Genomic DNA, 23,098 nt, shown 5'->3' with positions numbered 1-23,098 from the left:
ATGCGGCAATATCTGGACCTCGTCCGCCACATCCGCGACCACGGCAGCGACCGCCCGGACCGCACCGGCACCGGCACGCGCTCGGTGTTCGGCTACCAGATGCGCTTCGATCTGGCGCAGGGCTTCCCCCTGGTCACCACCAAGAAGACCCATCTGCGCTCGGTCATCCACGAGCTGCTTTGGTTCCTCGCGGGGGACACCAACGTGGGCTACCTGCGCGACAACAAGGTGACCATCTGGGATGAATGGGCCACCGAGAGCGGTGAACTGGGCCCGATCTACGGCGCCCAGTGGCGTTCCTGGCCGCTGCCCGACGGAGGCACCCACGATCAGCTGACGGAGCTGCTGGGCAACCTTCGCACCCGCCCGCACTCGCGCCGCCACGTGATCTCCGCATGGAACGTCGCCGACCTGCCGGACGAGACCCGTGCCCCGCAAGAGAACGCGGCCGCCGGCCTTATGGCCCTCGCCCCCTGCCATGCCCTGTTCCAGTTCTACGTGGCCGACGGCCGGCTGTCCTGCCAGCTGTACCAGCGCAGCGCCGACGTGTTCCTCGGCGTACCCTTCAACATCGCCAGCTATGCCCTGCTGACCCACATGATCGCGCAGGTGGTTGACCTGGCACCCGGCGAATTCGTCCATACCCTGGGCGATGCGCACCTCTACACCAACCACGCCGAGCAGGTCGACACCCTGCTGGGACGCGAGCCGCTGCCGCTGCCCACGCTGCACCTGAACCCGGAGGTGCGCGACCTGTTCGCGTTCCGCTTCGAGGACATCGAGGTCCGCGACTACCAGTCCCACCCCGCCATCCGCGCCCCCATCGCCATCTAGCCCGCCATGCGCTAGATTGGTTCTGAGGACCGGGAGGCGACCATGAAGCAATACACGGTCATTATCGAGCAGGGCGACAGCGGCTGGGGAGCCTATGTTCCGGACCTCCCGGGCTGCATTGCGACCGGTGACAGCCGCGAGGAAGTCATGGCCGCGATTCGCGAGGCGATCACCATGCACCTGGAAGCCCTGCATGACGAAGGCGAGCCGATTCCCGAACCGCACCATTCCAGCGAAACCGTGCGAATCGATGCAGCCTGAAGCCCGGGGACCCGAGATCCATATCATCGTGGCGCTGGACCCGGATCACGTGATCGGGCGCGACAACGACCTGCCTTGGCGGCTGCCGGACGACCTGCGGCACTTCAAGCGGGTGACCGCCGGCCATCCGGTGATCATGGGCCGGCGCACGTTCGAATCCATCGGCCGGCCGCTGCCGAAGCGCCGCAACCTGGTCCTGACCCGGCAGACCGACTGGCAGCAGCCCGAGGGCGTCGAGGTCTTTTCCGACCTGGACAAAGCGCTGGCGAATATCGATTCGGGTCCGGCGTTCGTGATCGGCGGGGCCGGGCTGTTCGCCGAGGCCCTGCCGCGCACCGGGGTCCTGCACCTGACCCGGGTGCACGAACGCCATCCCGGCGATACGTATTTCCCCGCCATCGATCCCGCAGAATGGACGCTGACCGAGTCGGAATACCACCCGGCCGACGAGCAGCACGCCTGCGCGTTCACCTTCGAGCGTCTGGAGCGGCGCTGAGCCGGATCAGCGCGTGCCGAAGCGCGGCAGCAGCCGCGCGGGTAGCAGCTGCACCAGGATGAAGCCCAGCAGGGCCGCGACCACGATGCTCGGCCCGGTGGGGGTATCCCACTGGAACGACCCCGCGATCCCCGCGCCCACCGCGAGCATGCCCAGGACCCCGGCGAGGATCGCCATCTGCTCCGGGGTGCGGGCGAAGCGTCGCGAGGTCGCCGCCGGGATGATCATCAGCGCCGTGATCAGCAGTACGCCGACCACCTGCATCGCCGCCGCGATCACCAGCGCGATCAGCAGCATCATGCCCAGGCGCACCGGCAGGGCCCGCACGCCCTCCACCCGCGCCAGTTCCTCGTGCACGGTCAGCGCCAGCAGAGGCCGCCAGAGCGCGATCAGCAGCACCAGCGCGATCAGCCCGCCGATGGCGATCGCGAGCAGGTCGTCACGCCCCACCGCGAGGATGTCGCCGAACAGATAGGCCATCAGGTCCACCCGCAGCCCCTCGACGAAGGCCACGGCCACGATCCCCAGCGACAGCGCGCTGTGGGCGAGGATCCCCAGCAGGGTGTCCGAGCCCAGCTCCTGATAGCGCTGCAGGATCACCAGGAGCACCGCGATGGCGATGCACACCAGCGTCACCATCAGGTTGAGATTCAGCCCCAGCAGAAAGCCCAGGGCCACCCCCAGCAGTGCCGAGTGCGACACCGTGTCGCCGAAATAGGCCATGCGCCGCCACACCACGAAGGCGCCCAGCGGCCCCGCGACCACCGCCACCATCAGGCCCGCCAGCACGGCGCGCACCAGGAAGTCGTCCAGCCAGCCGGCGATGTCCATCAGTGACGGCACCCCGGACCGTGTTGCGGATCGTTGCAGGAGGTGTCCGTGCCCTCTCCATCCAGCGGGCGCACCTCGCCGTGCAGGCCGTGCACGTGATTGTGATCGTGGGTGTAGACCGCCAGACCCCGCAGATCCACGCTGGGGAACAGGCGCCGGTATTCCGGATGGCGCGAGACTTCCTCGGGGTTTCCGGTGCAGCAGACATGCTGGTTCAGGCAGATCACCGTCTCGGCACCGGCCATCACGAAATGCAGGTCGTGCGAGACGATCAGCACCCCGCAGCCGGACTCGCGGCGGATGTCGTCCAGCATCGCGAACACATCGCCCTGCCCCACCACGTCGACCCCCTGGGCCGGTTCGTCCAGCACCAGCAGATCGGGCTCGCCCAGCAATGCCCGCGCCAGCAGCACCCGCTGGGTCTCGCCGCCGGACAGCGACTGGATCGGCGAATCGATGAGGTGGCCGACCCCCACCCGCTCCAGCTTGGCCAGCAGTTCACGCCGCGGCAGCCGCTGGCGCATGCGCAGAAAACGATATACCGACAGCGGCAGCACCGGTTCGATCTGCAGCCGCTGAGGCATGTAACCGACCCGCAGATCCGGGGCGCGTTCCACGTGGCCGCCGTCCGGCTGCCACAGTCCCATCAACACACGCAGCAGGCTGGTCTTGCCCGCGCCGTTGGGGCCGATGATCATCGCCGCCTCGCCCGCGTGCACCGCCATCGACACCCGGTCGAGGATCGTCCGTCCGCCCCGCTCCACCGTCACCTCGCGGGCCGCCACCAGCGGCCCGGAACCCCGCTCCGGGCGCGGCCGCGGATGGCGGCCCGCGCGGTGACCGCGTAACCAGTTGTGGACGCTCGCGAACATGATGGTATTGTATAACATCCAGATCCCAGACGGAGCCCCGGTCATGATGCGCAAACGTTTCCCCCTGCTCACCGGCACCCTGGTTGCCATCGCCACGCTGGCCGTACCCGCACAGGCGGACGACCCGCGGGTGGTCTCCAGCATCCTCCCGATCCACGGCCTGGTCGCGGGCCTGGTGGACGACGTAATGGAGGCCGATGTCCTGCTGCCGCCGGATGCCTCACCGCACGGCTACTCCATGCGCCCGTCCGAAGCCCGGCGTCTGCAGAATGCGGACGTGGTGGTCTGGGTCGGGCCCGACCTGGAGACCTTCCTCGAATCCCCCCTGCGCAATCGGGGAGAAGGTACCACGGTCGTGACCCTGATGGAGGACATGGACCTCGATCTGCTGCCCACGCGCTCGGGCGGGGTCTGGGAACCGCACGACCACGGTCACGATCATGATGCGGCGCATGAAGAGGCCCGCGAAGAAGGACATGGCGGAGAGCATGACCACGGCCATGACCATGAGCACGGGCATGATCACGACCACGGCCATGACCACGACCACGGACATGACCACGACCACGGGCATGACCACGAGCACGGGCATGATCATGACCACGGACATGACCACGACCACGGACATGACCACGACCACGGACATGACCACGACCACGGACATGACCACGACCACGGCCATGACCATGACCACGGGCATGACCACGACCACGGCCATGACCATGACCACGGGCATGACCAGGAGCACGGGCATGGCCACCAGGACGCCCACATCTGGCTGTCGCCCGACAACGCCCGGGCGATCGTGACGCAGCTTGCGGACCGACTCGGGGAGAATTTCCCCGACAAGGCCAGCGCCCTGGAAGACAACCGTGACCGCATGCTGGAACGCATCGACGAGTTCGATGCCGAACTGAAAGAGCGCCTGGAACCGGTGCGCGGCGAGGCCTTCGTAGTGTTCCACGACGCCTACCAGTATTTCGAGGCCCATTACGGCCTGAACGCAGCCGGCTCCATCACCGTCGACCCGTCCCGCAGTCCCGGGGCACGGCGCATCAGCGAACTGCGTGATCGCCTGTCCGCGGACGATGTCACCTGCCTGTTCACCGAACCGCAGTTCCGCCCGGCGCTGGCCGAGACCATCGTGGAAGGACACGCGACGCGCCTGGGTCAACTGGACCCGGTCGGTGTCGACATCCAGCCCGGCCCGGACGCCTGGTTCGAACTGATGGACGACCTGGCCGACGGCTTCCTCGACTGCATGAAGCGCGAATAAGCCCCATCCGCCAGGGCCGCTCACCCAGCCATTCGCGAGTCGCGCAGCCATCGCCCCCGTCATTGCGAGTCGCCGCAAGGCGACGTGGCAATCCGCCGAAGCGGCCTGCACGCAGGATCAGGGGCTGCGACCGAAGATCGCCACGTCGCTGCGCGACTCGCGATGACAGGAATCCATGCTCGTCGTTGCGAGGTGATCACCGTCTCGCCGTCCTCGTTCGTCCGGCCTACTCGCGATGACGGGAATTCGTGCTCGTCGTTGCGAGGTGATCACCGTCTCGCCGTCCTCGTTCGTCCGGCCTGCTCGCGATGACGGGAATTCGTGCTCGTCGTTGCGAGGTGATCACCGTCTCGCCGTCCTCGTTCGTCCGGCCTGCTCGCGATGACGGGAATTCGTGCTCGTCGTTGCGAGGAGCCGAAGGCGACGTGGCAACCTCCGGACCAATTCCCTGGGCGGGCGGATCGGGCAGGCCCGAAAGCAGGCCCGCCCGGATGGCGCGTCAGCCGTGGGTGCCGCTGCGCGGTTGCGCGCCGGCGGCGTCGCCGATCGGTTCCTGGTACACCAGGTCGAGCGCCTTGGCCGCCGCCACTTCGTTGAAACGGCGGTTCGGCAGGTTGTGCGGCGACGACTTGATGGTGTCGATGTCGTCCGCCGACTCGGCGAGGATGCAGGCCATCGCCTCGACGAAGGCGTCCAGGGTCTCCTTCGCCTCGGTTTCGGTCGGCTCCACCAGCAGGCATTCCGGCACCAGCAGCGGGAAGTAGGTGGTGGGGGCATGGAAGCCGTGATCCAGCAGCCGCTTGGCCACGTCGCCGGCGGTCAGCCCCGTCTCCTTCGCCTGCTTCTTCAGGGTGACGATGAACTCGTGGGTCGCGCGGCGTTCCGGATAGGCCAGATCAAATCCGGCGGCCCTGAGCTCGCTCGCGAGGTAGTTGGCGTTGAGGGTCGCGAACTCGGCGACCCGAACCATGCCCTCGCGACCCAGCATGCGCATGTACACATAGGCACGCAGCAGCACCCCGGGGTTGCCCATGAACGCCGACAGCCGGCCGATGGTCTCGGGCCGATCGGCCTCGTCGGCCAGGCGGTAGCCGCCCTGCCCGTCCTCTTCCACGTGCGGCACCGGCATGTACGGCAGCAGCCGCTCGCCCACGCCCACCGCGCCGGAGCCCGGACCGCCCCCGCCGTGCGGCGTGGAGAAGGTCTTGTGCAGGTTCATGTGGATCACGTCGAAGCCCATGTCGCCCGGGCGCACCTTGCCGAGGATGGCGTTGAGGTTGGCGCCGTCGTAATACAGCAGGCCGCCGGCGTCGTGCACGATCTTCGCGATCTCCTCGATGCGGCGCTCGAACACGCCCACGGTGGACGGATTGGTGAGCATGATCCCGGCGGTCTGCGGGCCCACGGCCTCCTTCAGCGCGTCGATATTCACGTCGCCGCTGGCATCGGTGGGGATCTCGCGCACTTCGTAGCCGCACATGATCGCGGTGGCCGGGTTGGTGCCGTGCGCGGCGTCGGGCACGATGATCTCGCGGCGCTCGGTGTCGCCCCGAGCATCGTGGTAGGCGCGGATCATGGCCACGCCGGTGAACTCGCCCTGCGCGCCCGCCATCGGCGCCAGCGACACGCCCTGCATGCCGGTGACCTCGCGCAGCATCTCCTGCAGCTCGTACATGGTCTGCAGGAAGCCCTGGCTGTGGCTGGCCGGGGCCAGCGGATGGCGGTTCAGGAACCCGGGCAGCATCGCCAGGCTGTTACAGGCGCGCGGGTTGTATTTCATCGTGCACGAGCCCAGCGGATAGAACTCGGTGTCGATGGAGAAATTCTTCTGCGACAGCCGCGTGTAGTGACGCACCACGTCCAGCTCCGAGGCGGCCGGCAGGCCGGGCGCCGACTTCCGCCGCAGGTTCGCGGGGATGGCCGTGGCCGCGTGTTCCTGCGGCGCCTGGGCCACGGCGGAGCGACCGGCGTGGGAATGTTCGAAGATCAGCTTGGTTTCCGTGGTGTTCATGGCGGTTTCTCGCTTCGGTATTCGGGTAGACGGCGGGCCCCGGCGGATCTGCACCGCGCGGGGCCCGCCGGAGGCCTGTCGCGTTACTGGGTGGGGCTCAGCGTCGCCCGGTCGTCCAGCGCGGCGAAGACCGCGTCGTAGTCGGGTTCGTCGCCGATCTCGGGGACCAGCTGGGCATGCATCACCAGATTGTCGGCATCCAGCACCAGCATCGCGCGGGCGGTGATCCCGGCCAGAGGTCCGTCCTGGATCAGCACGCCGTAGTCCTTGGCGAAATTGCGATCGCGCATCATCGACAGCACCGTGACGCGTTCCAGCCCCTCCACGGAGCAGAAACGGTCCATCGCGAAGGGCAGATCGGCGGAGACGATGAGTGCATGCACGTCGGGGCGCTGTTCGACGAACTGGTTGATCTTCTTGGTCGACTCGGCACACACCGGCGTGTCGAGACTGGGCACGATGTAGATCATCTTGCGCTTGTCGCCGAAATCGGCGAGCGAGACATCGTTCAGGTCCTTGCCCGTCAGCGTGAAGTCCGGAGCCGGCGAACCCACGTGGGGCAGGTCGCCGTTGGTGTGGATCGTGTTGCCCTCTAGCTTGGTCTCGGCCATGTCAGCCTCCTCGGCGGTTGGGGTATGGCACGTCGCGTGGAGTGACTCCCCGCTCAGGCCGCGCGGGCCTGCTCGCAGGCAGTCACGTACTGCTCCAGATCGTTCTCGTTCTTGGTCTCGGTCACGCAGGCCAGCACGCAGCCGTCCAGCGCCGGATAGTCCCGGCCGAGGTCGTGCCCGGCGAGCACGCCGGCGTCGGCCATCGACTGCAGCTGCGTGGCGGCATTGCCACCGAAGTCCAGCGCCACCTCGTGGAAATATTCGCCGGTGAAGCGCGGCTTGATGCCCTTGGCGGCGAGCTTTTCCACCAGGGCATGGGTGTTGGCGTAGCAGGCCTCGGCCACGCGGGTCAGGCCCTCGTCACCCAGCATGGACATGTGGATGGTCGCGGCCGTCACGACCAGCCCCTGGTTGGTGCAGATGTTGGAGGTGGCCTTGGAGCGGCGGATGTGCTGCTCGCGGGCCTGCAGCGTCAGCACGAAGCCCGGCTTGCCGTCGGCATCCTCGGCACGACCGACGATGCGCCCCGGCATCTGCCGGATATGCTTCTTGCGCGTGGTCATGAAACCGAAATACGGCCCGCCGGAGGACAACGGCGCGCCCAGCGGCTGGCCCTCGCCCACCACGATGTCGACGCCGTTGCCGCCCCACTCGCCCGGGGGCTTCAGCAGCGCCAGCGAGACCGGATTGACCACGCCGATCACCGGGACTTCGCGCTCCTCGGCCCAGCCGGTCAGGCCGTCCACGTCCTCGAGGATGCCGAAGAAGTTCGGCTGGCTGATGATCATCGCGGTGATGTCGTCGTCGGCGTGCGCGGCCAGCGCCTCCACCGGGGTCTGGCCGGTGGTCTCGTCGAACGGGACCTCGATCAGCTCGATGCCCTGATTGCCGATCAGCGTATCGATCACGCGGCGGTACACCGGATTCAGCGCCCCCGGGACCAGCACCCGCTTGCTCTTCGAGCGGCGGTTCACACGCACCGCCATCAGCACGGCCTCGGCCAGCGCGGAGGCACCGTCATACAGCGAGGCGTTGGAGGCCTCCATGCCGGTCAGACGGGCCATCATGGTCTGGTACTCGTAGATCAGCTGCAGCGTGCCCTGCGACGCCTCGGCCTGGTAGGGCGTGTAGGCGCTGTAGTACTCGCCGCGGGTGGCGATCTGCCACACGGCCGCCGGGATGTGGTGCTCGTACGCCCCGGCGCCAATGAAATTCGAGGGCATGCCGTCGCGGGCGGCCCGCTCCTGCATCAGGCGGGAGATCCACATTTCGTTGAGACCCTCGGGGATGCCCTCCAGCGGTGGCGCGCGCAGCCCGGCCGGGATCTCGTCGAACAGATCCTCCACGGAATCGGCGCCGATGGACTCGAGCATCGAACGGATGTCTTCTTCGGTATGCGGGATAAACGGCATGACTTTCTCGCTTTCGCTGACGCGAAGTTCTTCGGCGGCGCCCCGGTGCCCGTCGGACACCGGGGTACGGCCGCCACCGGTGGCTTCAGGATTCGGCTTCGACGTGCGCGGCGTAGGCGTCCGCGTCCATCAGGCCGTCCAGCTCGCCGGCATCCGCCGGCTTCATGCGGAACAGCCAGCCATCCTCGAAGGGCGACTCGTTGACCTTCTCGGGGCTGTCTTCCAGCTCCGCGTTGGTCTCGGTCACCTCGCCCGTGATCGGGGCGTAGATGTCGGAGGCGGCCTTGACCGACTCGACCGTGGCACAGGCCGCGCCGGCCTCCAGGCTGCTGCCGGCCTCGGGGGCCTCGACGAACACCAGATCACCCAGCAGCTCCTGCGCGTGATCGGTGATGCCGATGGTCACGGTGCCGTCGTCTTCGGTACGAACCCATTCATGGCTCTTGGTGTATTTCAGGTCCTTCGGTGCTTCGCTCATGACTTCATCCTTATAGCGTTGAAACCCGGGTACGCAGTGTAGCCACTGCGCACTGCAATTGTACGGTCCGCGTCAGGCGGAAGGCAGTTCGATCTGCGGCTCGCCGTTGCGCACGAACACCGGGCGCACGACCCGCACCGGCAGGCGCTTCCCGCGGATCTCCGCCTCCAGGCGCTCGGCATCGGCCGCGGCGGCCGGGACCCGGGCGAAGCCGACGGACACGCCCAGGCTGGGCGCGAAGCTGCCCGAGGTCACCTCGCCGTCGCCGGCGTCGGTCACGATACGCGTCCCGCCGCGCAGCACGCCGCGGCCTTCCAGCACCACGCCCACCAGGCGCTGCTGCACGCCCGCGGCCTTCTCGCGTTCGATGGCCGCACGACCGATGAAATCACGCTCGGCGTCCTTCAGCGCCACGGTCCAGCCGAGGTTGGCGGTCAGCGGGCTGGTCTCGGTGTCCATGTCGGTGCCGTAGAGATTCATCCCCGCCTCCAGGCGCAGGGTGTCGCGCGCGCCCAGCCCGATGGGGTCGACCCCGGCATCCAGCAGCGCCTGCCAGAAGCCCTCGGCCTCCGCGGCCGGCAGCATCACCTCGAAGCCGTCTTCGCCGGTGTAGCCGGTGCGCGCGACGAACCACTGGTCGTTCCACAGCGCGGAGAACGGCTTGAGCTCGCCCGCGCCGCGCAGGTCTTCCGGCAGCAGCGGCAGCGTCTTCGCCACCGCCTCGGGGCCCTGCACCGCGATCAGGGCGAATTCCGGGCGCGGCTCCACGCGGACGTCAAAGTCCTGCGCCACGGACTGCATGTGGGCGATGTCGCCCTCGGCGGTGCCCGCGTTGACCACCGCGCGATAGGTGTCCCCGCCCAGCCAGTAGATGATCAGGTCGTCGATCACGCCGCCGCGCTCGTTCAGCATGCAGCTGTACAGCGCGCGGCCTTCGGTCTTCAGTTTGGCCACGTCGTTGGCCAGCAGATAGCGCAGGAAGGCCTGCGCCTGCGGGCCGTGGATGTCGACCACGCGCATGTGCGAAACATCGAACATGCCGGCACCGGCGCGCACCTTCTTGTGCTCTTCCATCTGCGAGCCGTAATGCAGCGGCATCTCCCAGCCGGCGAAATCGACCAGCTTGGCGCCGGCACGTTCGTGGGCGGCATGGAGCGGGGTTTTCTTCAGCGTCATGCTTTTCGTCCTGCAGTTGTTCCGGCGTCGATGGCGTCGCGGTCATCCGCGCATAAAAAAAGGGCGGCCGACAGGATTAACTGCCAGCCGCCCCTCTGTCCTGAAACCTGAGAGTTTGCGCGCCCCGCGGTCCTTATGGACCCGGGCGATCGCCCCCTTCGGTGGGCCGTCTGCCGGCCGCTCTCCAGAGTTCGTCGTTTCATCATCCCGGTCCTGAAGCCTGAGCGATTCCGGGCGGATGTTGCGCCTTCGGCGTCTGCGGCGCGCGCCCGAGGCGCAGCGCGGCAGAACTCTTCCAGGACGATGTGCGGAGATTCGGCTCCGCTGACGTGAGTCCGATTATAGGCGATCCGCCGCCGGAACCCAATGCCCCGGTTCGGGCCGGGTACATGAAATCCCGCACATGGATCAGCGACGGATGCCGTCCAGCCCGAACGCGCGCAGCGCGAGCTGGCGCTTGACCGGGACCAGCCCGTCCACCAGCCGCACCCCGGCCCCGCGCAGTTCCGGCAGACCGGCGCGGCGGGCACCGAACAGCAGGCGAAAGCCGTCCATCGCGCGCTGCATCATCGCGTTCTCCGGGCGCCGCGCACGGGTGTAGGCGCGCAGCCCGCGCGGATCGCCGGGGTCGCGCCGGTTGGGGCCGGCAAGCTGGCGCAGCAGCGCGTCGACATCGGCCAGTCCCAGATTGAGCCCCTGCCCCGCCAGCGGATGGATGGTGTGCGCCGCGTCCCCGGCCAGCACCACCCGCCCGGCGAAATAGTCGCGCGCATGGCGCGCCACCAGCGGGAAGCTGGCGCGCGGCGAGGTGCCGGTCACCGGGCCGGGACCGCCATCGATCGCGTTCGACAGCTCGCGGATGAAGGTCGCATCATCCATCGCCATCACGTCATCGGCCTCGGGCTCCGGCAGCGACCAGACGATGGAACAGCGCCCGTCACCCAGCGGCAGGAAGGCCAGGATGCGCTCGTCGTCGAAGCGCTGCCAGGCGGTGTCGCCATGCCCCTGCGCGGTCTCTACCGTGGCCACCACCCCGCGCGCGTGGTACGGGCGCTCAGTCACGGCGATCCCCGCGCGTTCGCGCAGGGCCGAACGCGCCCCGTCGGCCGCCACCACCAGGCGCGCCGAGGCCAGCGGCGCATGCCCCTCGGCATAGACATCCACCCGATCGGGCCGCAGGTCCACACTGCGCCACGCGGTCTCCGACCACAGCGCCACGCCGCGCTCGCGCAGGGCCTGCCACAGCACCGCCTCCAGCGCCGCGTTCTCCACCGTCCAGCCGAGTTCGGGCACGCCCAGATCATCCGCGTCGAAGCGAATATGCGCGGGGCCGTGCGCGTCCCACACCTGCATGCCGGAGAAGGCATGGGCGCGGTTCGCCGCCAGGGCCTCCTGCACACCCAGGCGATCCAGCAGACCCATGGCCGCGGCGTTGAGCGTGACCACCCGGGTCACCGGCGCGGTCGCCGGATCGAACGCCGGCGCCGGTCCGCGCTCCAGCACCGCCACCCGCATGCCGGCGCGGGCGCAGCCCAGGGCGGTGGCCAGGCCGGTGGCGCCACCGCCCACCACCAGCACGTCCAGCGGCTCGCCGGCGCGCGTCATGCCCGCGTCTCCGGCAGCCGCGACAGGGTATGCCGCGGCACCGGCCGCAGCCCCATGGCCCCGTGCGCGAAGGCATCGCGCAGCGGCGGCACCCGGTCGACCGTCATCATGCCCAGCCCCAGGGCATGGCCCAGCAGCCCGTCAACATGGCGCATCCCGCGGGCGAGGAAATCGGTCACCCCGACGATGCGGCGGATGTCGCCCTCGCGCCGGCGCGCCCAGGCCTCCAGCACATGCCGGCCACCGGGATCGGCCACGAACGCAGGGCGTCCGTCGGGCTGCGCACCCTCGCGCAGCACGCCCAGCAGATCGGCCACGTCGCGCAGCGCCAGGTTCAGCCCCTGCCCCGCCACCGGATGCACCGAGTGGGCAGCGTTGCCCAGCAGCAGCGCGCGTTCGGCGAACGGTTGCGGCGCATGCATCCGCTGCAGCGGGAAGCGCAGCACGTCCCCCGCCGGGTGCAGCCGCCCCAGCGCCCAGCCGAAACGTTCCTGCAGCGCCGCCATGCGGGCCGGCTCGTCCAGTTCCAGGCGGGCGTCGCAGACCTCCGGCGGGGCTACCCAGACCACGTTCATGCGCCCGTCGGCCTGCGGCAGCAGCGCCAGCGGCCCCTCGTCGGTAAAGCGCTCGAAGGCCTCGCCGTCATGCGCACGCGAGGGCCGCACGTCGAACACCAGGGCATCGGCATCGTAGCGATGGCGCTGCACCGGGATGCCCAGCGCCTCGCGGGTCGGCGAGCCGACGCCGTCGGCGGCGATCAGCAGCCGCGCGCGACAGGACCACGCCCCGTCGGGCCCCTCCAGGTGCAGGCGGCGCGCGCCGTCCTCGGCCGTCTCCGCGCCCGCCAGGGTGGTGGCGTGATGACTGACCACGCCCGCCCCATCCCGGGCCCGCGCCAGCAGGGGATCCAGCGCCGCGGCCGGCACCACCTGCCCCAGGGCCTCGCGGCCCATCTGCGCGGCATCCATGCGCACCCGGCCCAGCCCCCCGCGGCGGCTGACGACGATGCGCCGGATGGGCGCGGCGGTGGTCGCCAGCTCCGCCCAGTAGCCGAGATCGTCCAGCAGGGTGGCCGAGCCGGCCGCGAGGGCATAGCCACGGGTGTCCTCGCGCGGGGCGGCCGGATCCGGCGCCGGGCCGCGTTCGAACAACCTTACCGTGTAGCCGGCGCGCGCCAGGGTGCAGGCCGTCAGCCCGCCCACCGGCCCGCCGCCGACCACGGCGACGTCGGTTTCGGTTTGCGTTTGTGTTCCGCGATTCACGGTGGCCTCCATGCGCGTCCCTCTGCCCCGGTTTCAGCGACGCCCGGGCGCGCCGTCGGCCATGCAGGCCTCGATGGCCTCCACGGTCTTCGGGCAGGCCTCGGTCAGCACCTCGTGCCCGTCGCGGGTCACGGCCACGTCGTCCTCGATGCGCACGCCGATCCCGCGCAGGTCCTCCGGGGCCTCGCAGTACGGGCCGAAATACAGCCCGGGCTCGACGGTCATCACCATCCCCGGCTCCAGCTGCCGCCAGGCCTCGCCCACGCGGTACTCGCCCACATCGTGCACATCCAGCCCCAGCCAGTGGCCGGTGCGGTGCATGAAGAACGGGCGATACGCCTCGTCCTCGATCAGCGCATCCAGCTCGCCCTCGAGCACGCCCAGATCCCGCAGCCCGCGGGTCAGCTCGCGCACCGCGACGTCGTGCGGATCGTTCCAGTGATGCCCGGGCCGCACCGCGTCGATGGCCGCGCGCTGCGCGTCCAGCACGATCTCGTAGACCTCGCGCTGGCGCCCGCCGAAGCGCCCGCCCACCGGGAAGGTGCGGGTGATGTCCGAGGCATAGCCGCGGTGCTCGCAACCGGCGTCGATCAGCAACAGATCGCCGTCGCGCAGCACGTCGCGGTTCTCGATGTAGTGCAGGATGCAGCCGTTCTCGCCGCCGCCGACGATGGATGGATACGCCGCCTCGGTGCCGTGGCGATGGAACTCGTGGGTGATCTCGGCGGCCACCTGGTATTCGGTCATGCCCGGGCGGCAGGCCTGCATCGCGCGCTTGTGCGCCCCCACCGAGATCGCCGCGGCGTGGCGCATCATCTTCAGCTCCGGGGCCTTCTTGAACAGGCGCTGCTCGTGCAGGTGGTGTTCCAGCGCGGCGAACTCGTGCGGCACCCGCACCCCGCTGCGCGCCGCGCGCCGGCGCACCTGCTGCAGCCAGCCGAACAGCCGCCGGTCGAAGCCTTCGTCGCGGCCGAACGGCGCGCACAGCTCGCGGCGGTTCTCCATCAGTCCGGGCAGGATCTCGTCGATGTCGTCCACCGGGAAGGCGCAGTCAGCCCCGAAGTGCTCCATCGCCCCGTCGGGCCCCGCGCGGCGCCCGGTCCAGGTCTCCATCTTCGGGTCGCGGTCGCGGCAGAACAGGATGTATTCGCCGGCCTCGCGTCCCGGGGCCAGCACCGCGATTGCGTCCGGTTCCTCGAAATCAGTCAGATAGAGGAAATCGGAGTTCTGCCGGAACGGGTACTCGACGTCGCGGTTGCGAGTGGTCTCCACCGCGCCCGGGATCACGATCAGGGCATCGCGCCCGGCCGCGCGCATCAGGCGCTGGCGGCGACGGGCCAGTTCACCGGCGGGGATCTGCGGCGCGCGGCTCATTGCATCGGGATCCGGGTCGGGTTCTCGGGGGCCAGCTCGTCGGCGATCAGCAGCACGCCCACGCGCACGTATTCGGACAGCTCCTCGAAGTCCTTCTCCGAGGCCTCGCTGTCCTCCGGCTCGGGATCCATGCGCGCGATCTCGGCCAGATCCCGCAGGATCTCCGCCGACTCTGCCGACGGCTTGAGCCCGCCCAGCCGCGGCGTCTGCCCCAGCCCGCTGATGAAACCGTCGGCCCATTCCGACAGCGCCTGGGCGCGGGTCTCGATCTCCGCATCCTCCGGCACCAGCGGGGCAAAACCGAGCTCGATGTCGTACAGCTGCGCCAGCAGATGCCGGCGCAGCTCGTCCACCAGCCGGTCGAATGCCTCGGCGGGGTTCTCGGTCAGCGGCAGCGCCTCGCCCAGCGACTTGATCAGGAGGTCATTGCCGGCCTCGGGGTCCGCCACCAGGCAGCCGGTGATCAGGCCATGGGCCGAGGCCGGGGTCTGCGCGAACCCCATGGTGCGCAGGCCGTGGGCCAGACGTTCTTCCCAGGACTGCGCCATCAGAAGGCCTCCAGACGGGCTTCGTAAGGAAACAGCAGAAAGCGGTAAAGATCATCGCCCAGCTGCAGATGGGTGAACTGCGGCTCACCCAGGCGGATCTCGCTGGAACCGGTCGCGGACAGCGCCGTCAGGCCGAAGCGCTTGTCACGGATCAGGTCCTCCAGCAGCTGTTCCAGCTCGCCGCGCGGGATCGTGCCGGTGTTGTCCACCACCCGGCACGGCTTGCCGTTGTGGGCCGTGCCTTCGATGATCGTGGCGTCGGGTGCGGGTTCGGGAGGCTGTGTCATGGGTCATATTCTGGCCACCCCCTGCGCGGGTCGCAACACAACCCGCCGGTGTTTCGGTTGACGGTTCCGCCGACCCCCTCCTAGACTCCGGGATTCAGGGACTTCGCTCCCGTTTTTCGAGCCCGAGGCCCGCCCCGCCATGTCCGACAGCGCTTCTTCCGGCAGCCACGCGCCCGATGCCCTCGACCGTCTCGAGGCCGCGATCCTGCGCCTGCTGGACGACAACGCCGAACTGCGCGAGGAAAACCGGGCGCTGCACGAACAGGTGCGCCAGCTGCGTACCGAACGTGCGACCTACCGCGAACGCAACGAGCAGGCCCGCCACCGGGTCGAGACCATGATCGCCCGCCTGCGGGCGATGGAGCAGTCCGAATGAGCCAGTCCGAGCCGGTCCGCATCACCATCATGGGCAAGGAGTACCACGTCGCCTGCCCGCCCGAGGAGCGCGCCGACCTGTTCGCCTCCGCGTCCCTGATCGACGAGCGCATGCGCGAACTGCGTGACGGCGGGCGCGTGGTCGGGGCCGAGCGCATCGCGGTGATGGTCGCGCTCAACCTCGCCCACGAAAAGCTCGAGTGCCAGGAAGAGCTGGAACGGATGAAAAAGGGCGGGGCCGACGCCCCCGAACGCCTGCACGCGCTGGCCGAACGCATCGAACAGAACCTGGACCGTGGCACGGACGCCGGCACCGGCAGTCAGGCCGAGACCGGCACCACCCGCTCGGAGCCCTGATTCCCGCCACCGGATTCCCCTTCCGCGGGGCCGGGTTGAGCACGCCCCGGGCATCTGGTCCATAATGATCCCGGACGCGTCGCTGCGGCGTTCGAACGTGGCCGGGTGGTACCCTTGAGCCTTAATGCAACACCCAGGGACCGAGTTCTTCCGTTTCGCTGTGCAGGTCCGCCCCCGAGCGGAAAGCCTAAAGATTCGGAGACTTCTCCCACCTGAACCGCTGGTTCAAGGTCGAAGGCCACGACGGCGCCCGCGGGGCGCGTCCTCTTTTTTCCTGCCCATCCCCATGACCCTCACGGCCATGTCCACCACCGCGCACGCCCCCGATATCGACGCCCTCGCCCGCGAGGACGCCCGCCGGCTCCGGCGCGAACTGCGCCGTCGGCGTGCCGCGCTGTCCGACACCCGCCTGGACTCGCACAACCGCGCGATCAGCGGTCACCTGCTGAAATGGCTGGAACGCTGGCAACCGCACTGCATCGGCGCCTACCGCGGCCTGCGCGGCGAGGTCGACCTGACCGCGCTGACCTGCGCCCTGGCCAGGCGCGGCACCCGCATCGCCCTGCCGGTGATGGACACCCGCCGCGACGGCCGCATGCATTTCCACGAATGGCACCCCGAAGACCGCCTGTGCCACAACGGCTTCGGCATCGCCGAGCCCTGCCCCGGCGCGCCGCGCGTCTGGCGCCGCGAGATGCAGGTGGTGCTGATGCCGCTGGTCGCCTTCGACCGCCACGGCAACCGCATGGGCATGGGCGCCGGCTACTACGACCGCTACTTCGCCCGGCGGCGCTTCGGCATCCACCGCCCGCGCCTGATCGGCGTGGCCCATGGCCTGCAGCAGGTCGAGGCCCTGCCGGTGCAGCCCTGGGACGTGCCGCTGGATGCCGTGGTCACCGAGACCGGCTGGCATGTATTCCCCCGGCACGGACAGGCCACCGCTACCCTGCGGACAACCGACAACGACTGATTCAAGGAACGCGACGACATGGGCTACTGGCTGATGAAATCCGAACCCGACGAGTTCGGCATCGACGACCTCGAACGCGTGGGCGTGGAACCCTGGGACGGGATCCGCAACTACCAGGTGCGCAACATGATGCGCGACGAGATGAAGAAGGGCGATCTCGCCTTCTTCTACCACTCCAACGCCAAACCGCCGGGCATCGTCGGCATCATGCGCATCGAGAAAGAGGCCTACCCGGATTCCTGCGCCTTCGATCCCGAGGACAAGCACTACGACCCGAAGAGCGACCCCGACAACCCGCGCTGGCTGCGGGTGGACGTCGCCTTCGAGGAGAAATTCGACGACATCCTCACCCTCGACTGGCTCAAGCAGCAGCCGGAGCTGGCCGACTGCCCGCTGGTGCGCCGCGGCAACCGCCTGTCGGTGATGCCGCTGACCGAGGACCAGTGGGACTTCATCCTCGCCCACGCCAGGCGCGGGCAGGCTCAGGGCGGAACAAACCGGGGCTCCGCCTGATGGCGACCCTCTACCACTTCGCCCACGACCCGAAGGCCGACCGCATCCGCCTGGCCTGTGGCTACAAGGGCGCGGCACTCGAGACCCGCGCGGTGGACTGGTTCGACGACGAGACCTTCTTCGAGCTGGGCATCGCGCGCCAGTCCCCGGTGCTCGCCACCGACGACGGCGCCCTGCACACCGACACCACGGCGGCCCTGCGCGCGATCGACGAGCTGTTCCCCGCGGGCGAGAAGCTGTCCGCGGGCGTCATCGCCGAAGACGCCTGGCAGGCCCTGCTCGACTGGCGCGCCCGCGTGGACGTCGTGCTCGAACGCCTGTACGCCCCGCTCGCCCCCGGCTACCACGGCATCGGCCAGGACGCCGATGCCCTCGCCGACTTCAAGGCGAACGTGGAACACCGCTTCGGCATGAGCGTGGAGGAACTCGCCAACGACCGCTACGACGGCTACCAGCAGCTGGCCCGGCTGAGCCGCCTGCCGGAACTGGCCCGCCACCTGGCCGCCAATGGTTTCTATCTCGGCCACCCGTCCATCGCCGACTGCGTGATCGCCGCCGACCTCTACCCCCTGCAGATGCACGACGGCATCAACCTGCCGGTGGACATGATGTACTACCTGCGCCGGGTCGAGGAGACTTTCGCCACCCGGCTCGACGCCCAGTGGCTCGCCCGCTGAACCACCCCGACCAGCGCCGCGTCATTTCCGCGCCAGCTCCCGGGTGCGCAACCTCGCCATCGAGGGCTACCACAGCGAGAAGCTGAGCGGATTGCCGGGAAGCATGGACAGGACTAGTATTGATCCTGGCTACCATTCCCATGGAGGATTCCCATGGAAGTCGTGAACGTTAGCGGCCTCAAGAACAATCCCACCGGCGCCCTGCGCAAGTCCCACGAAACGCCGGTGGTGGTCATGAACCGGGACCGTCCCGATGCCCTCATCCTGGGATTGAACGATGCGGGGGAACTCGACGCGCCGGGTGTGAAGGTGGCCCTGGCCACCGCCCTGTTCCGTGACGGGCACCTCTCCCTGGCGCGTGCGGCGCGTCTCGCCGAGTTCGCCACGGCCGACTTCGCGCGCCATCTTTCCCGGCTCGGGATTCCCGTTGTGGACCTGAATGGCACGGAAGCGGACCACGACATGGATACCCTCGACGAATGGCTCGCCTCGTCCTGAGCGACGCCAGCCCTTTGATCGGGCTTTCGTTCGTCGATGGGCTGGAATGGTTGCCCCGTCTGTTCGGGACGGTCGGGATTCCGGAGGAAGTCGCCCGCGAGGTGCTGCCCGGCCAGGGAAGGCCCGGGGAATCCGCCATCGCCGCCGCGCTGGACGCCGGCTGGCTGTGCCTCCGGGAAGGGCCGCGCTCGTCGACACCGTTACCCGAACTGGATGAAGGCGAAGCAGCCTGTATCCGGATGGCCCTCGGCCACGATGAATCCGCCCTGGTGCTCATGGATGAACGGATGGGCCGCGCCCTTGCCCTTGAGGCCGGTATTCGTGTGGCGGGGACCGCCGCCGTGATCGGGATGGCGCGCCGCCAGGGTCTGATCCCGTCCGCACGCGCGGTTTTCGAACGGCTTCACCAGTCGGAGTTCCGCATCGCGGCCGACGTCATACGCACGGTGCTTGACCGCGTCGGCGAAAGCGAAGGCGAACAGGGCAGGGGCGCTGGTCGCTGACTGGTCCACCCCCGCGGACATCGAGGCGCGCTGTGTCGCCGGTGGGACCGCGGCGCGCGCCTGGCCGAACGACTGAGCCACCCGGCTCGACGCCCAGTGGCTCGCCCGTTGAACCACCCCGCCCCGCCCTCTTCGCGGCCAGGGCCGCTCCCACAGCACCGGTGACCGCCCACTCCTTGACACCCCACCCCTGTGGGAGCGTGCTCGCACGCGAAGACCCCTGTCTTCCCGCCCCGCATCGCAACCCGTACGATGGAACAACAAGCGCGGCGTCACCCGGAAACAGGAGGCAGACACCCATGGCGGACCCGGCTACCCGAGACGCAACCTACGAAGACCTCCTCCAGGTCGAGGACCACCTGGTGGCGGAGCTCATTCATGGGCAGCTTGTCACCACCCCCCGACCAGCCCCGCGTCATGCCCGCGCCAGCTCCCTGCTGGGCGTAGAGCTCGGAGGACCATACGACAAGGGGCATGGCGGCCCTGGCGGCTGGTGGATCCTCGACGAACCCGAAGTGCACCTGGGCAGCCATGTGCTGGTCCCCGACCTGGCCGGCTGGCGCCGCGAACGGATGCCCGGCCTGCCCGAGACCGCCTGGTTCGAGCTGGCCCCCGACTGGGTCTGCGAAGTCCTCTCCGAATCCACTGCCCGGGTCGACCGGGTGGAAAAACTGCCCGTGTACGCTGCCCACGGTGTCGGCCACGTCTGGCTCGTCGACCCCGTGCTCCGCACCCTGGAGGCCTATGCCAACCACGAAGGCCACTGGCTCCTGCTCAATGCGTTCGAAAACGACGACCCCGTGTCCGTCGCCCCCTTCGATGCCGTCACCATCCCCCTCGGCGGACTCTGGGCCGACTGACGCCCCCACCCGCACTTCACTCGACCCGGAGGCCCCGGGGCCTGGTGGGCCCGGGGCCTGGTGGGAGCGTGCTCGCACGCGAACAATCGGCTTCCCTCACCCCGGCGTTCTTCCCCGCCCACCCCGTACTCCCACAACTCCCACAACTCCCACCAGAGGCCCGACGAACCTTCATAAAGACCTGTTTATTCGGCACTTTTCGACCCAATCTCTCTGATTCTGCCGAAGATTTAGACTGATTCCAATCCATTTTTTGTGGTTTTCATCACAAAAACACATAATCGATATTGTTTCAGCCCGGGGGCGCCGATAATATCCCCAATCAGGAACAGGGAAGTTCCAACCGAAAGGGCCGATCAACAGGGATGTTGTTCGGTCTTTTCTCTTTTTCACACCCCCACAGCGTCCCGGATCGGCCAGGGGGCTGGCCTCCTACGTGCCGACTACCCGAAGCGATAGCCGACTACCCGAAGCGGTAGTGCTTGCGGATGTCCCGGTGGATCTCCCAGGTGCAGCCCATGCCTGCCGGGAAGGTCACCAGATCGCCCTCGCCGACCGTGACCGGCTCGCCATCCTCCGGCGTCACCGTCACCTGCCCCTCGAGGATGTAACAGGTCTCCGTCTCGTCGTAATGCCACGGGAAGCGGGACGCCTCTTTTTCCCACACCGGCCAGTCGAACACGCCCAGTGCCTCCAGCCGGTCGCGCTCCGGCCGATGTTCCACTTCGATCTTCATGTGGCCTCCTCGGATCGTTTCGATCGTTCTGATCGGTCGGGATGAATGCTGCAACGCGGATGACGGCCATCGTAGCCCCGCCGGACGCGCCACCCAACCGCATGCACCCACGAAAAAGGGCCGCACAGCGAATGCGCGGCCCCCATAAAAAACGGGGCCCCGGAGGGCCCCGCAAAACGGGCTTACGCCCGTTGTTATCACTTCATGCGCAATCGCGCTTAGAAGCTGTGACGCAGGCCCACACCGATGTGGGTGCCGTCGTCCGAGAGCCCAAGGTTGCCATCAAGCCCTTCTTCTTCAGTGCCAGAAACACCACCGGCATTGTTGTTGGTCACGCCCATCACGCCATCACGCCAGACGTTGATGAAGGCCTCGGTGCGGTTGCTGAAGTGGTACTGCGCGCCCACGGCCACGTTGGTCCAGGAGGACTCCCCGTCCAGCGTCTCCGCGTTATCCCAGGTGTTGTACTGCACCGCCGCACGCAGGTTGATGTTATCGGTCACGCGGAAGTTGGCCGGCACCAGCACCTGCTCCAGCTTATCGGCGTCGTAGTCCCACTGATGGTACTTGATGCCGACGTCGCCCTGACCGAAGTCGAAGCTGAAGCCCGCGTGCCAGACGTCCGTATCTTCGCTGACCTGCCGACCATCCAGGGCTCCGTAACCGTCACTGGTGCTCGACTGACCCTCATAGGCGCCGGAGAAGATCATCGGGCCCATCTCGTAGATCGCGTTCACCGAGTAGTAACTATCGGTCTTCTCACCCACCGGCTCCAGGGTGGCGCCGAAGGTGAAACCGGCAAAGTCCGGGCTCTGGTAGTGGATGCCGTCGGCACGCGACCAGCTGTTCACCGCAGAGGGGCGACCATCAATCGAGAACTCGAGGAATTCTGCATCAGCGAGATCTACTCCCAGATCCGCTGCCGCTACAATACCTGCTTGGCCCACCGTACCCGGACGGGTGGCGCGGTCAGCGAGCGTATCCGTGAAGGCACGGAACGGCTTCATCGCGTTCTTCATGGCGGTGTCGGAGCGGCCCAGGCGCACCTGACCGAAGTTGCCGTCAACGCCGACCCAGGTCTCTTCGTTGGTCTGCAGGTTGCCCGCAGCGAAGATGCCGCCCGGACCACCGAAGTTGCCCTGGATACGGAAGATACCGGTGATGCCACCGCCCAGATCTTCGGAACCGCGGACCCCGAAGCGGCTGCCTGCGGTGGAGTGGGTCAGGTCGCGGTTGCCGCTACCCAGATCAATGCCGGTGTCCTGGCCATCGAAAACCCAGGTTCCGGAGGCGCCGTCGATGGCACCCACTTCGTACTTGACCTGACCGTACAGGGTCACGGCGTCGTCGGCGGAGGCGAGGGCCGGAGCGGCGGCGAAGGCGCCGGCGACGGCCATTGCGAGAATCTTCTTCTGCATGATGCTTTCTCCCAGGAGGTGAGTTCTTGCTGTCTGTTGCACCCCGGAGCCCGTCGGCCCCGCGATGTCCTGTGTTTTATATACGCCACGGTGTCGTATTTCAACCCTTGTGGCGGAAAAAAACCCGTATTCGATCACGCTTATACGCTTCGGTCTTCACGCGATCTCCCGAGACAGGGGCCGCGAAAGCGGGGCGACGCCTGCAAACCACTGAAAACAGGAATATTAAGAACTTCCGAATACGCCGGGACACCGATCGTCTTCTCGCCCCTCCACATGGCCGGGGCCGCTGCGGCTGCGCCGGATTTCCGCGTCGGGATGCGGACCGTTGAACGTTGCGAATTTGCAACAATCCGCCCGATGGCGGCGTTCAGCAAGGCAGTGTTGCCACGATACGACACTCGGCACGTCCGGGGACGGAGGGGCCGGTGCATTCGAGAAGACGGCCGCGACGGATGGCAAGCGACCGCGACCGGGAAGGCGCCCGGTTCGGCAGGGGCCGATCAGCAAGCGGCCCGGCGTTCGTAACGAGCACCGGGCCGCGAGACAAGGCAGGGGCGAAGGGGCTGGATCAGAAGGTCACACTGTAGACATGATGGATTGACCTGCCCGACCTCGAGAGCGTGGGTTATGTTCTCGGGGTTGGGACAACCACCTTCAACACAGAGCCAATATCGAGGGGGCAGGTCATGAACCAGTTTAGCGCGGAAGGGATGAAGGATGCAGGGCCGGCGTCGGGTCTGACCGGCGTGAGGCAGGCGGTGGAGCAGGCCGCCGATGTGTACGGCGCCTACATCGGGCTGGACGTGCACAAGGAGACGATCGCGGTGGCGGTGGCCGAGTGCGGTCGTGGAGCG

At 68.2% G+C, this 23,098-nt stretch carries 26 protein-coding genes, 1 other RNA gene and 2 riboswitches; of the genes, 13 read left to right on the top strand and 14 right to left on the bottom strand.

All coding sequences use genetic code 11. The features are described 5' to 3' along the window. The 3 genes from F788_RS0110325 to F788_RS0110315 are packed head-to-tail and all read left to right on the top strand — an operon-like array spanning position 1 to position 1,591. Complete coding sequence (locus tag F788_RS0110325; RefSeq protein ID WP_019590106.1) at positions 1-834, top strand: thymidylate synthase; 834 nt, start codon at positions 1-3, stop codon at positions 832-834. Between the two features lie 42 nt (positions 835-876). Then, positions 877-1,095: a type II toxin-antitoxin system HicB family antitoxin gene (locus F788_RS0110320; protein WP_018870877.1), complete on the top strand. Its 219-nt coding sequence runs from the start codon at positions 877-879 to the stop codon at positions 1,093-1,095. Continuing rightward, positions 1,085-1,591 (top strand): dihydrofolate reductase, encoded by a 507-nt coding sequence (locus F788_RS0110315; RefSeq protein WP_019021119.1) that lies wholly within the window; start codon positions 1,085-1,087, stop codon positions 1,589-1,591. The genes F788_RS0110320 and F788_RS0110315 overlap by 11 nt, the downstream gene beginning before the upstream one ends. 6 nt (positions 1,592-1,597) lie before the next feature. Here F788_RS0110315 and znuB read toward each other — a convergent pair whose 3' ends face one another. Next, positions 1,598-2,422 (bottom strand): zinc ABC transporter permease subunit ZnuB, encoded by an 825-nt coding sequence (gene znuB / locus F788_RS0110310; protein ID WP_018870875.1) that lies wholly within the window; start codon positions 2,420-2,422, stop codon positions 1,598-1,600. After that, positions 2,422-3,312: an ATP-binding cassette domain-containing protein gene (locus F788_RS0110305; protein ID WP_019590105.1), complete on the bottom strand. Its 891-nt coding sequence runs from the start codon at positions 3,310-3,312 to the stop codon at positions 2,422-2,424. The genes znuB and F788_RS0110305 overlap by 1 nt, the downstream gene beginning before the upstream one ends. A 25-nt stretch (positions 3,313-3,337) precedes the next feature. Between F788_RS0110305 and F788_RS0110300 the strand changes: the two genes are divergently transcribed. Continuing rightward, positions 3,338-4,570: a zinc ABC transporter substrate-binding protein gene (locus F788_RS0110300; protein WP_019590104.1), complete on the top strand. Its 1,233-nt coding sequence runs from the start codon at positions 3,338-3,340 to the stop codon at positions 4,568-4,570. A 499-nt stretch (positions 4,571-5,069) separates the two neighbouring features. Here F788_RS0110300 and gcvPB read toward each other — a convergent pair whose 3' ends face one another. The 10 genes from gcvPB to F788_RS0110250 form a co-directional block, all read right to left on the bottom strand. After that, positions 5,070-6,581: an aminomethyl-transferring glycine dehydrogenase subunit GcvPB gene (gcvPB, locus tag F788_RS0110295; protein WP_019590103.1), complete on the bottom strand. Its 1,512-nt coding sequence runs from the start codon at positions 6,579-6,581 to the stop codon at positions 5,070-5,072. A gap of 83 nt (positions 6,582-6,664) precedes the next feature. Then, complete coding sequence (tpx, locus tag F788_RS0110290) at positions 6,665-7,192, bottom strand: thiol peroxidase (protein ID WP_019590102.1); 528 nt, start codon at positions 7,190-7,192, stop codon at positions 6,665-6,667. A 53-nt stretch (positions 7,193-7,245) separates the two neighbouring features. Further along, positions 7,246-8,604, bottom strand: coding sequence for an aminomethyl-transferring glycine dehydrogenase subunit GcvPA (gene gcvPA / locus F788_RS0110285; RefSeq protein WP_026332763.1), 1,359 nt, complete (start codon positions 8,602-8,604; stop codon positions 7,246-7,248). A gap of 85 nt (positions 8,605-8,689) precedes the next feature. Further along, complete coding sequence (gene gcvH, locus F788_RS0110280; protein ID WP_018871267.1) at positions 8,690-9,082, bottom strand: glycine cleavage system protein GcvH; 393 nt, start codon at positions 9,080-9,082, stop codon at positions 8,690-8,692. Positions 9,083-9,154: 72 nt separating this feature from the next. Continuing rightward, positions 9,155-10,258 carry a glycine cleavage system aminomethyltransferase GcvT gene (gene gcvT / locus F788_RS0110275; protein ID WP_019590100.1) on the bottom strand — a complete coding sequence of 368 codons (1,104 nt, stop codon included), beginning with the start codon at positions 10,256-10,258 and terminating at the stop codon, positions 9,155-9,157. Positions 10,259-10,343: 85 nt separating this feature from the next. Then, positions 10,344-10,456, bottom strand: a riboswitch (glycine riboswitch). Further along, positions 10,457-10,566, bottom strand: a riboswitch (glycine riboswitch). A gap of 100 nt (positions 10,567-10,666) precedes the next feature. Continuing rightward, positions 10,667-11,863: an FAD-dependent oxidoreductase gene (locus tag F788_RS0110270; protein WP_019590099.1), complete on the bottom strand. Its 1,197-nt coding sequence runs from the start codon at positions 11,861-11,863 to the stop codon at positions 10,667-10,669. After that, the gene (locus tag F788_RS0110265; RefSeq protein ID WP_019590098.1) at positions 11,860-13,137 is read right to left on the bottom strand and encodes an FAD-dependent monooxygenase; all 1,278 of its coding nucleotides are present in this window, start codon (positions 13,135-13,137) and stop codon (positions 11,860-11,862) included. Before F788_RS0110265 ends, F788_RS0110270 begins: the two co-directional genes overlap by 4 nt. Positions 13,138-13,158: 21 nt before the next feature. Beyond that, on the bottom strand, positions 13,159-14,499 hold the full coding sequence (gene pepP / locus F788_RS0110260; RefSeq protein ID WP_019590097.1) for a Xaa-Pro aminopeptidase: 1,341 nt from the start codon (positions 14,497-14,499) through the stop codon (positions 13,159-13,161). Beyond that, on the bottom strand, positions 14,496-15,047 hold the full coding sequence (locus F788_RS0110255) for a UPF0149 family protein (RefSeq protein WP_018871272.1): 552 nt from the start codon (positions 15,045-15,047) through the stop codon (positions 14,496-14,498). Before F788_RS0110255 ends, pepP begins: the two co-directional genes overlap by 4 nt. After that, positions 15,047-15,334, bottom strand: coding sequence for a hypothetical protein (locus tag F788_RS0110250; protein WP_019021130.1), 288 nt, complete (start codon positions 15,332-15,334; stop codon positions 15,047-15,049). The genes F788_RS0110255 and F788_RS0110250 overlap by 1 nt, the downstream gene beginning before the upstream one ends. Positions 15,335-15,473: 139 nt before the next feature. Here F788_RS0110250 and zapB point away from each other — a divergent pair, with 139 nt between their 5' ends. The 9 genes from zapB to F788_RS0110210 all read left to right on the top strand — a co-directional run bounded on the left by zapB (position 15,474) and on the right by F788_RS0110210 (position 20,087). After that, complete coding sequence (gene zapB / locus F788_RS0110245; RefSeq protein ID WP_018871274.1) at positions 15,474-15,710, top strand: cell division protein ZapB; 237 nt, start codon at positions 15,474-15,476, stop codon at positions 15,708-15,710. After that, a complete protein-coding gene (locus tag F788_RS0110240; RefSeq protein WP_018871275.1) occupies positions 15,707-16,066 on the top strand; it encodes a cell division protein ZapA in 360 nt (119 codons plus the stop codon). Before zapB ends, F788_RS0110240 begins: the two co-directional genes overlap by 4 nt. A gap of 76 nt (positions 16,067-16,142) precedes the next feature. Further along, positions 16,143-16,328: non-coding RNA, 6S RNA (ssrS, locus tag F788_RS13750), on the top strand. Between the two features lie 39 nt (positions 16,329-16,367). Further along, positions 16,368-17,036, top strand: coding sequence for a 5-formyltetrahydrofolate cyclo-ligase (locus F788_RS0110235; protein ID WP_019592916.1), 669 nt, complete (start codon positions 16,368-16,370; stop codon positions 17,034-17,036). A gap of 18 nt (positions 17,037-17,054) precedes the next feature. After that, entirely contained in the window at positions 17,055-17,549 is a 495-nt protein-coding gene (locus F788_RS0110230) for an EVE domain-containing protein (protein WP_019590095.1), read from the top strand. Then, positions 17,549-18,226: a glutathione S-transferase N-terminal domain-containing protein gene (locus F788_RS0110225; protein WP_019590094.1), complete on the top strand. Its 678-nt coding sequence runs from the start codon at positions 17,549-17,551 to the stop codon at positions 18,224-18,226. The genes F788_RS0110230 and F788_RS0110225 overlap by 1 nt, the downstream gene beginning before the upstream one ends. A 153-nt stretch (positions 18,227-18,379) precedes the next feature. Further along, on the top strand, positions 18,380-18,724 hold the full coding sequence (locus F788_RS0110220; RefSeq protein WP_018871279.1) for a UPF0175 family protein: 345 nt from the start codon (positions 18,380-18,382) through the stop codon (positions 18,722-18,724). After that, positions 18,706-19,227 carry a DUF3368 domain-containing protein gene (locus F788_RS0110215; protein WP_019590093.1) on the top strand — a complete coding sequence of 174 codons (522 nt, stop codon included), beginning with the start codon at positions 18,706-18,708 and terminating at the stop codon, positions 19,225-19,227. The genes F788_RS0110220 and F788_RS0110215 overlap by 19 nt, the downstream gene beginning before the upstream one ends. Before the next feature lie 299 nt (positions 19,228-19,526). Beyond that, positions 19,527-20,087: a Uma2 family endonuclease gene (locus F788_RS0110210; protein ID WP_019590092.1), complete on the top strand. Its 561-nt coding sequence runs from the start codon at positions 19,527-19,529 to the stop codon at positions 20,085-20,087. 463 nt (positions 20,088-20,550) lie between these two features. On the opposite strand, the gene F788_RS0110205 is transcribed toward F788_RS0110210, so the two are convergent. Together F788_RS0110205 and F788_RS0110200 are read right to left on the bottom strand one after the other, a co-directional pair. Then, positions 20,551-20,823, bottom strand: a complete 273-nt coding sequence (locus F788_RS0110205; protein ID WP_019590091.1) for a cupin domain-containing protein — start codon at positions 20,821-20,823, stop codon at positions 20,551-20,553. Between the two features lie 218 nt (positions 20,824-21,041). Beyond that, positions 21,042-22,241 (bottom strand): porin, encoded by a 1,200-nt coding sequence (locus tag F788_RS0110200; protein ID WP_019590090.1) that lies wholly within the window; start codon positions 22,239-22,241, stop codon positions 21,042-21,044. Positions 22,242-23,098 lie beyond the last annotated feature (857 nt).

Source organism: Thioalkalivibrio sp. ALE10 (genome assembly GCF_000381385.1).
Lineage (GTDB): Bacteria > Pseudomonadota > Gammaproteobacteria > Ectothiorhodospirales > Ectothiorhodospiraceae > Thioalkalivibrio.
This window is presented reverse-complemented; position numbering and strand designations above follow the sequence as displayed.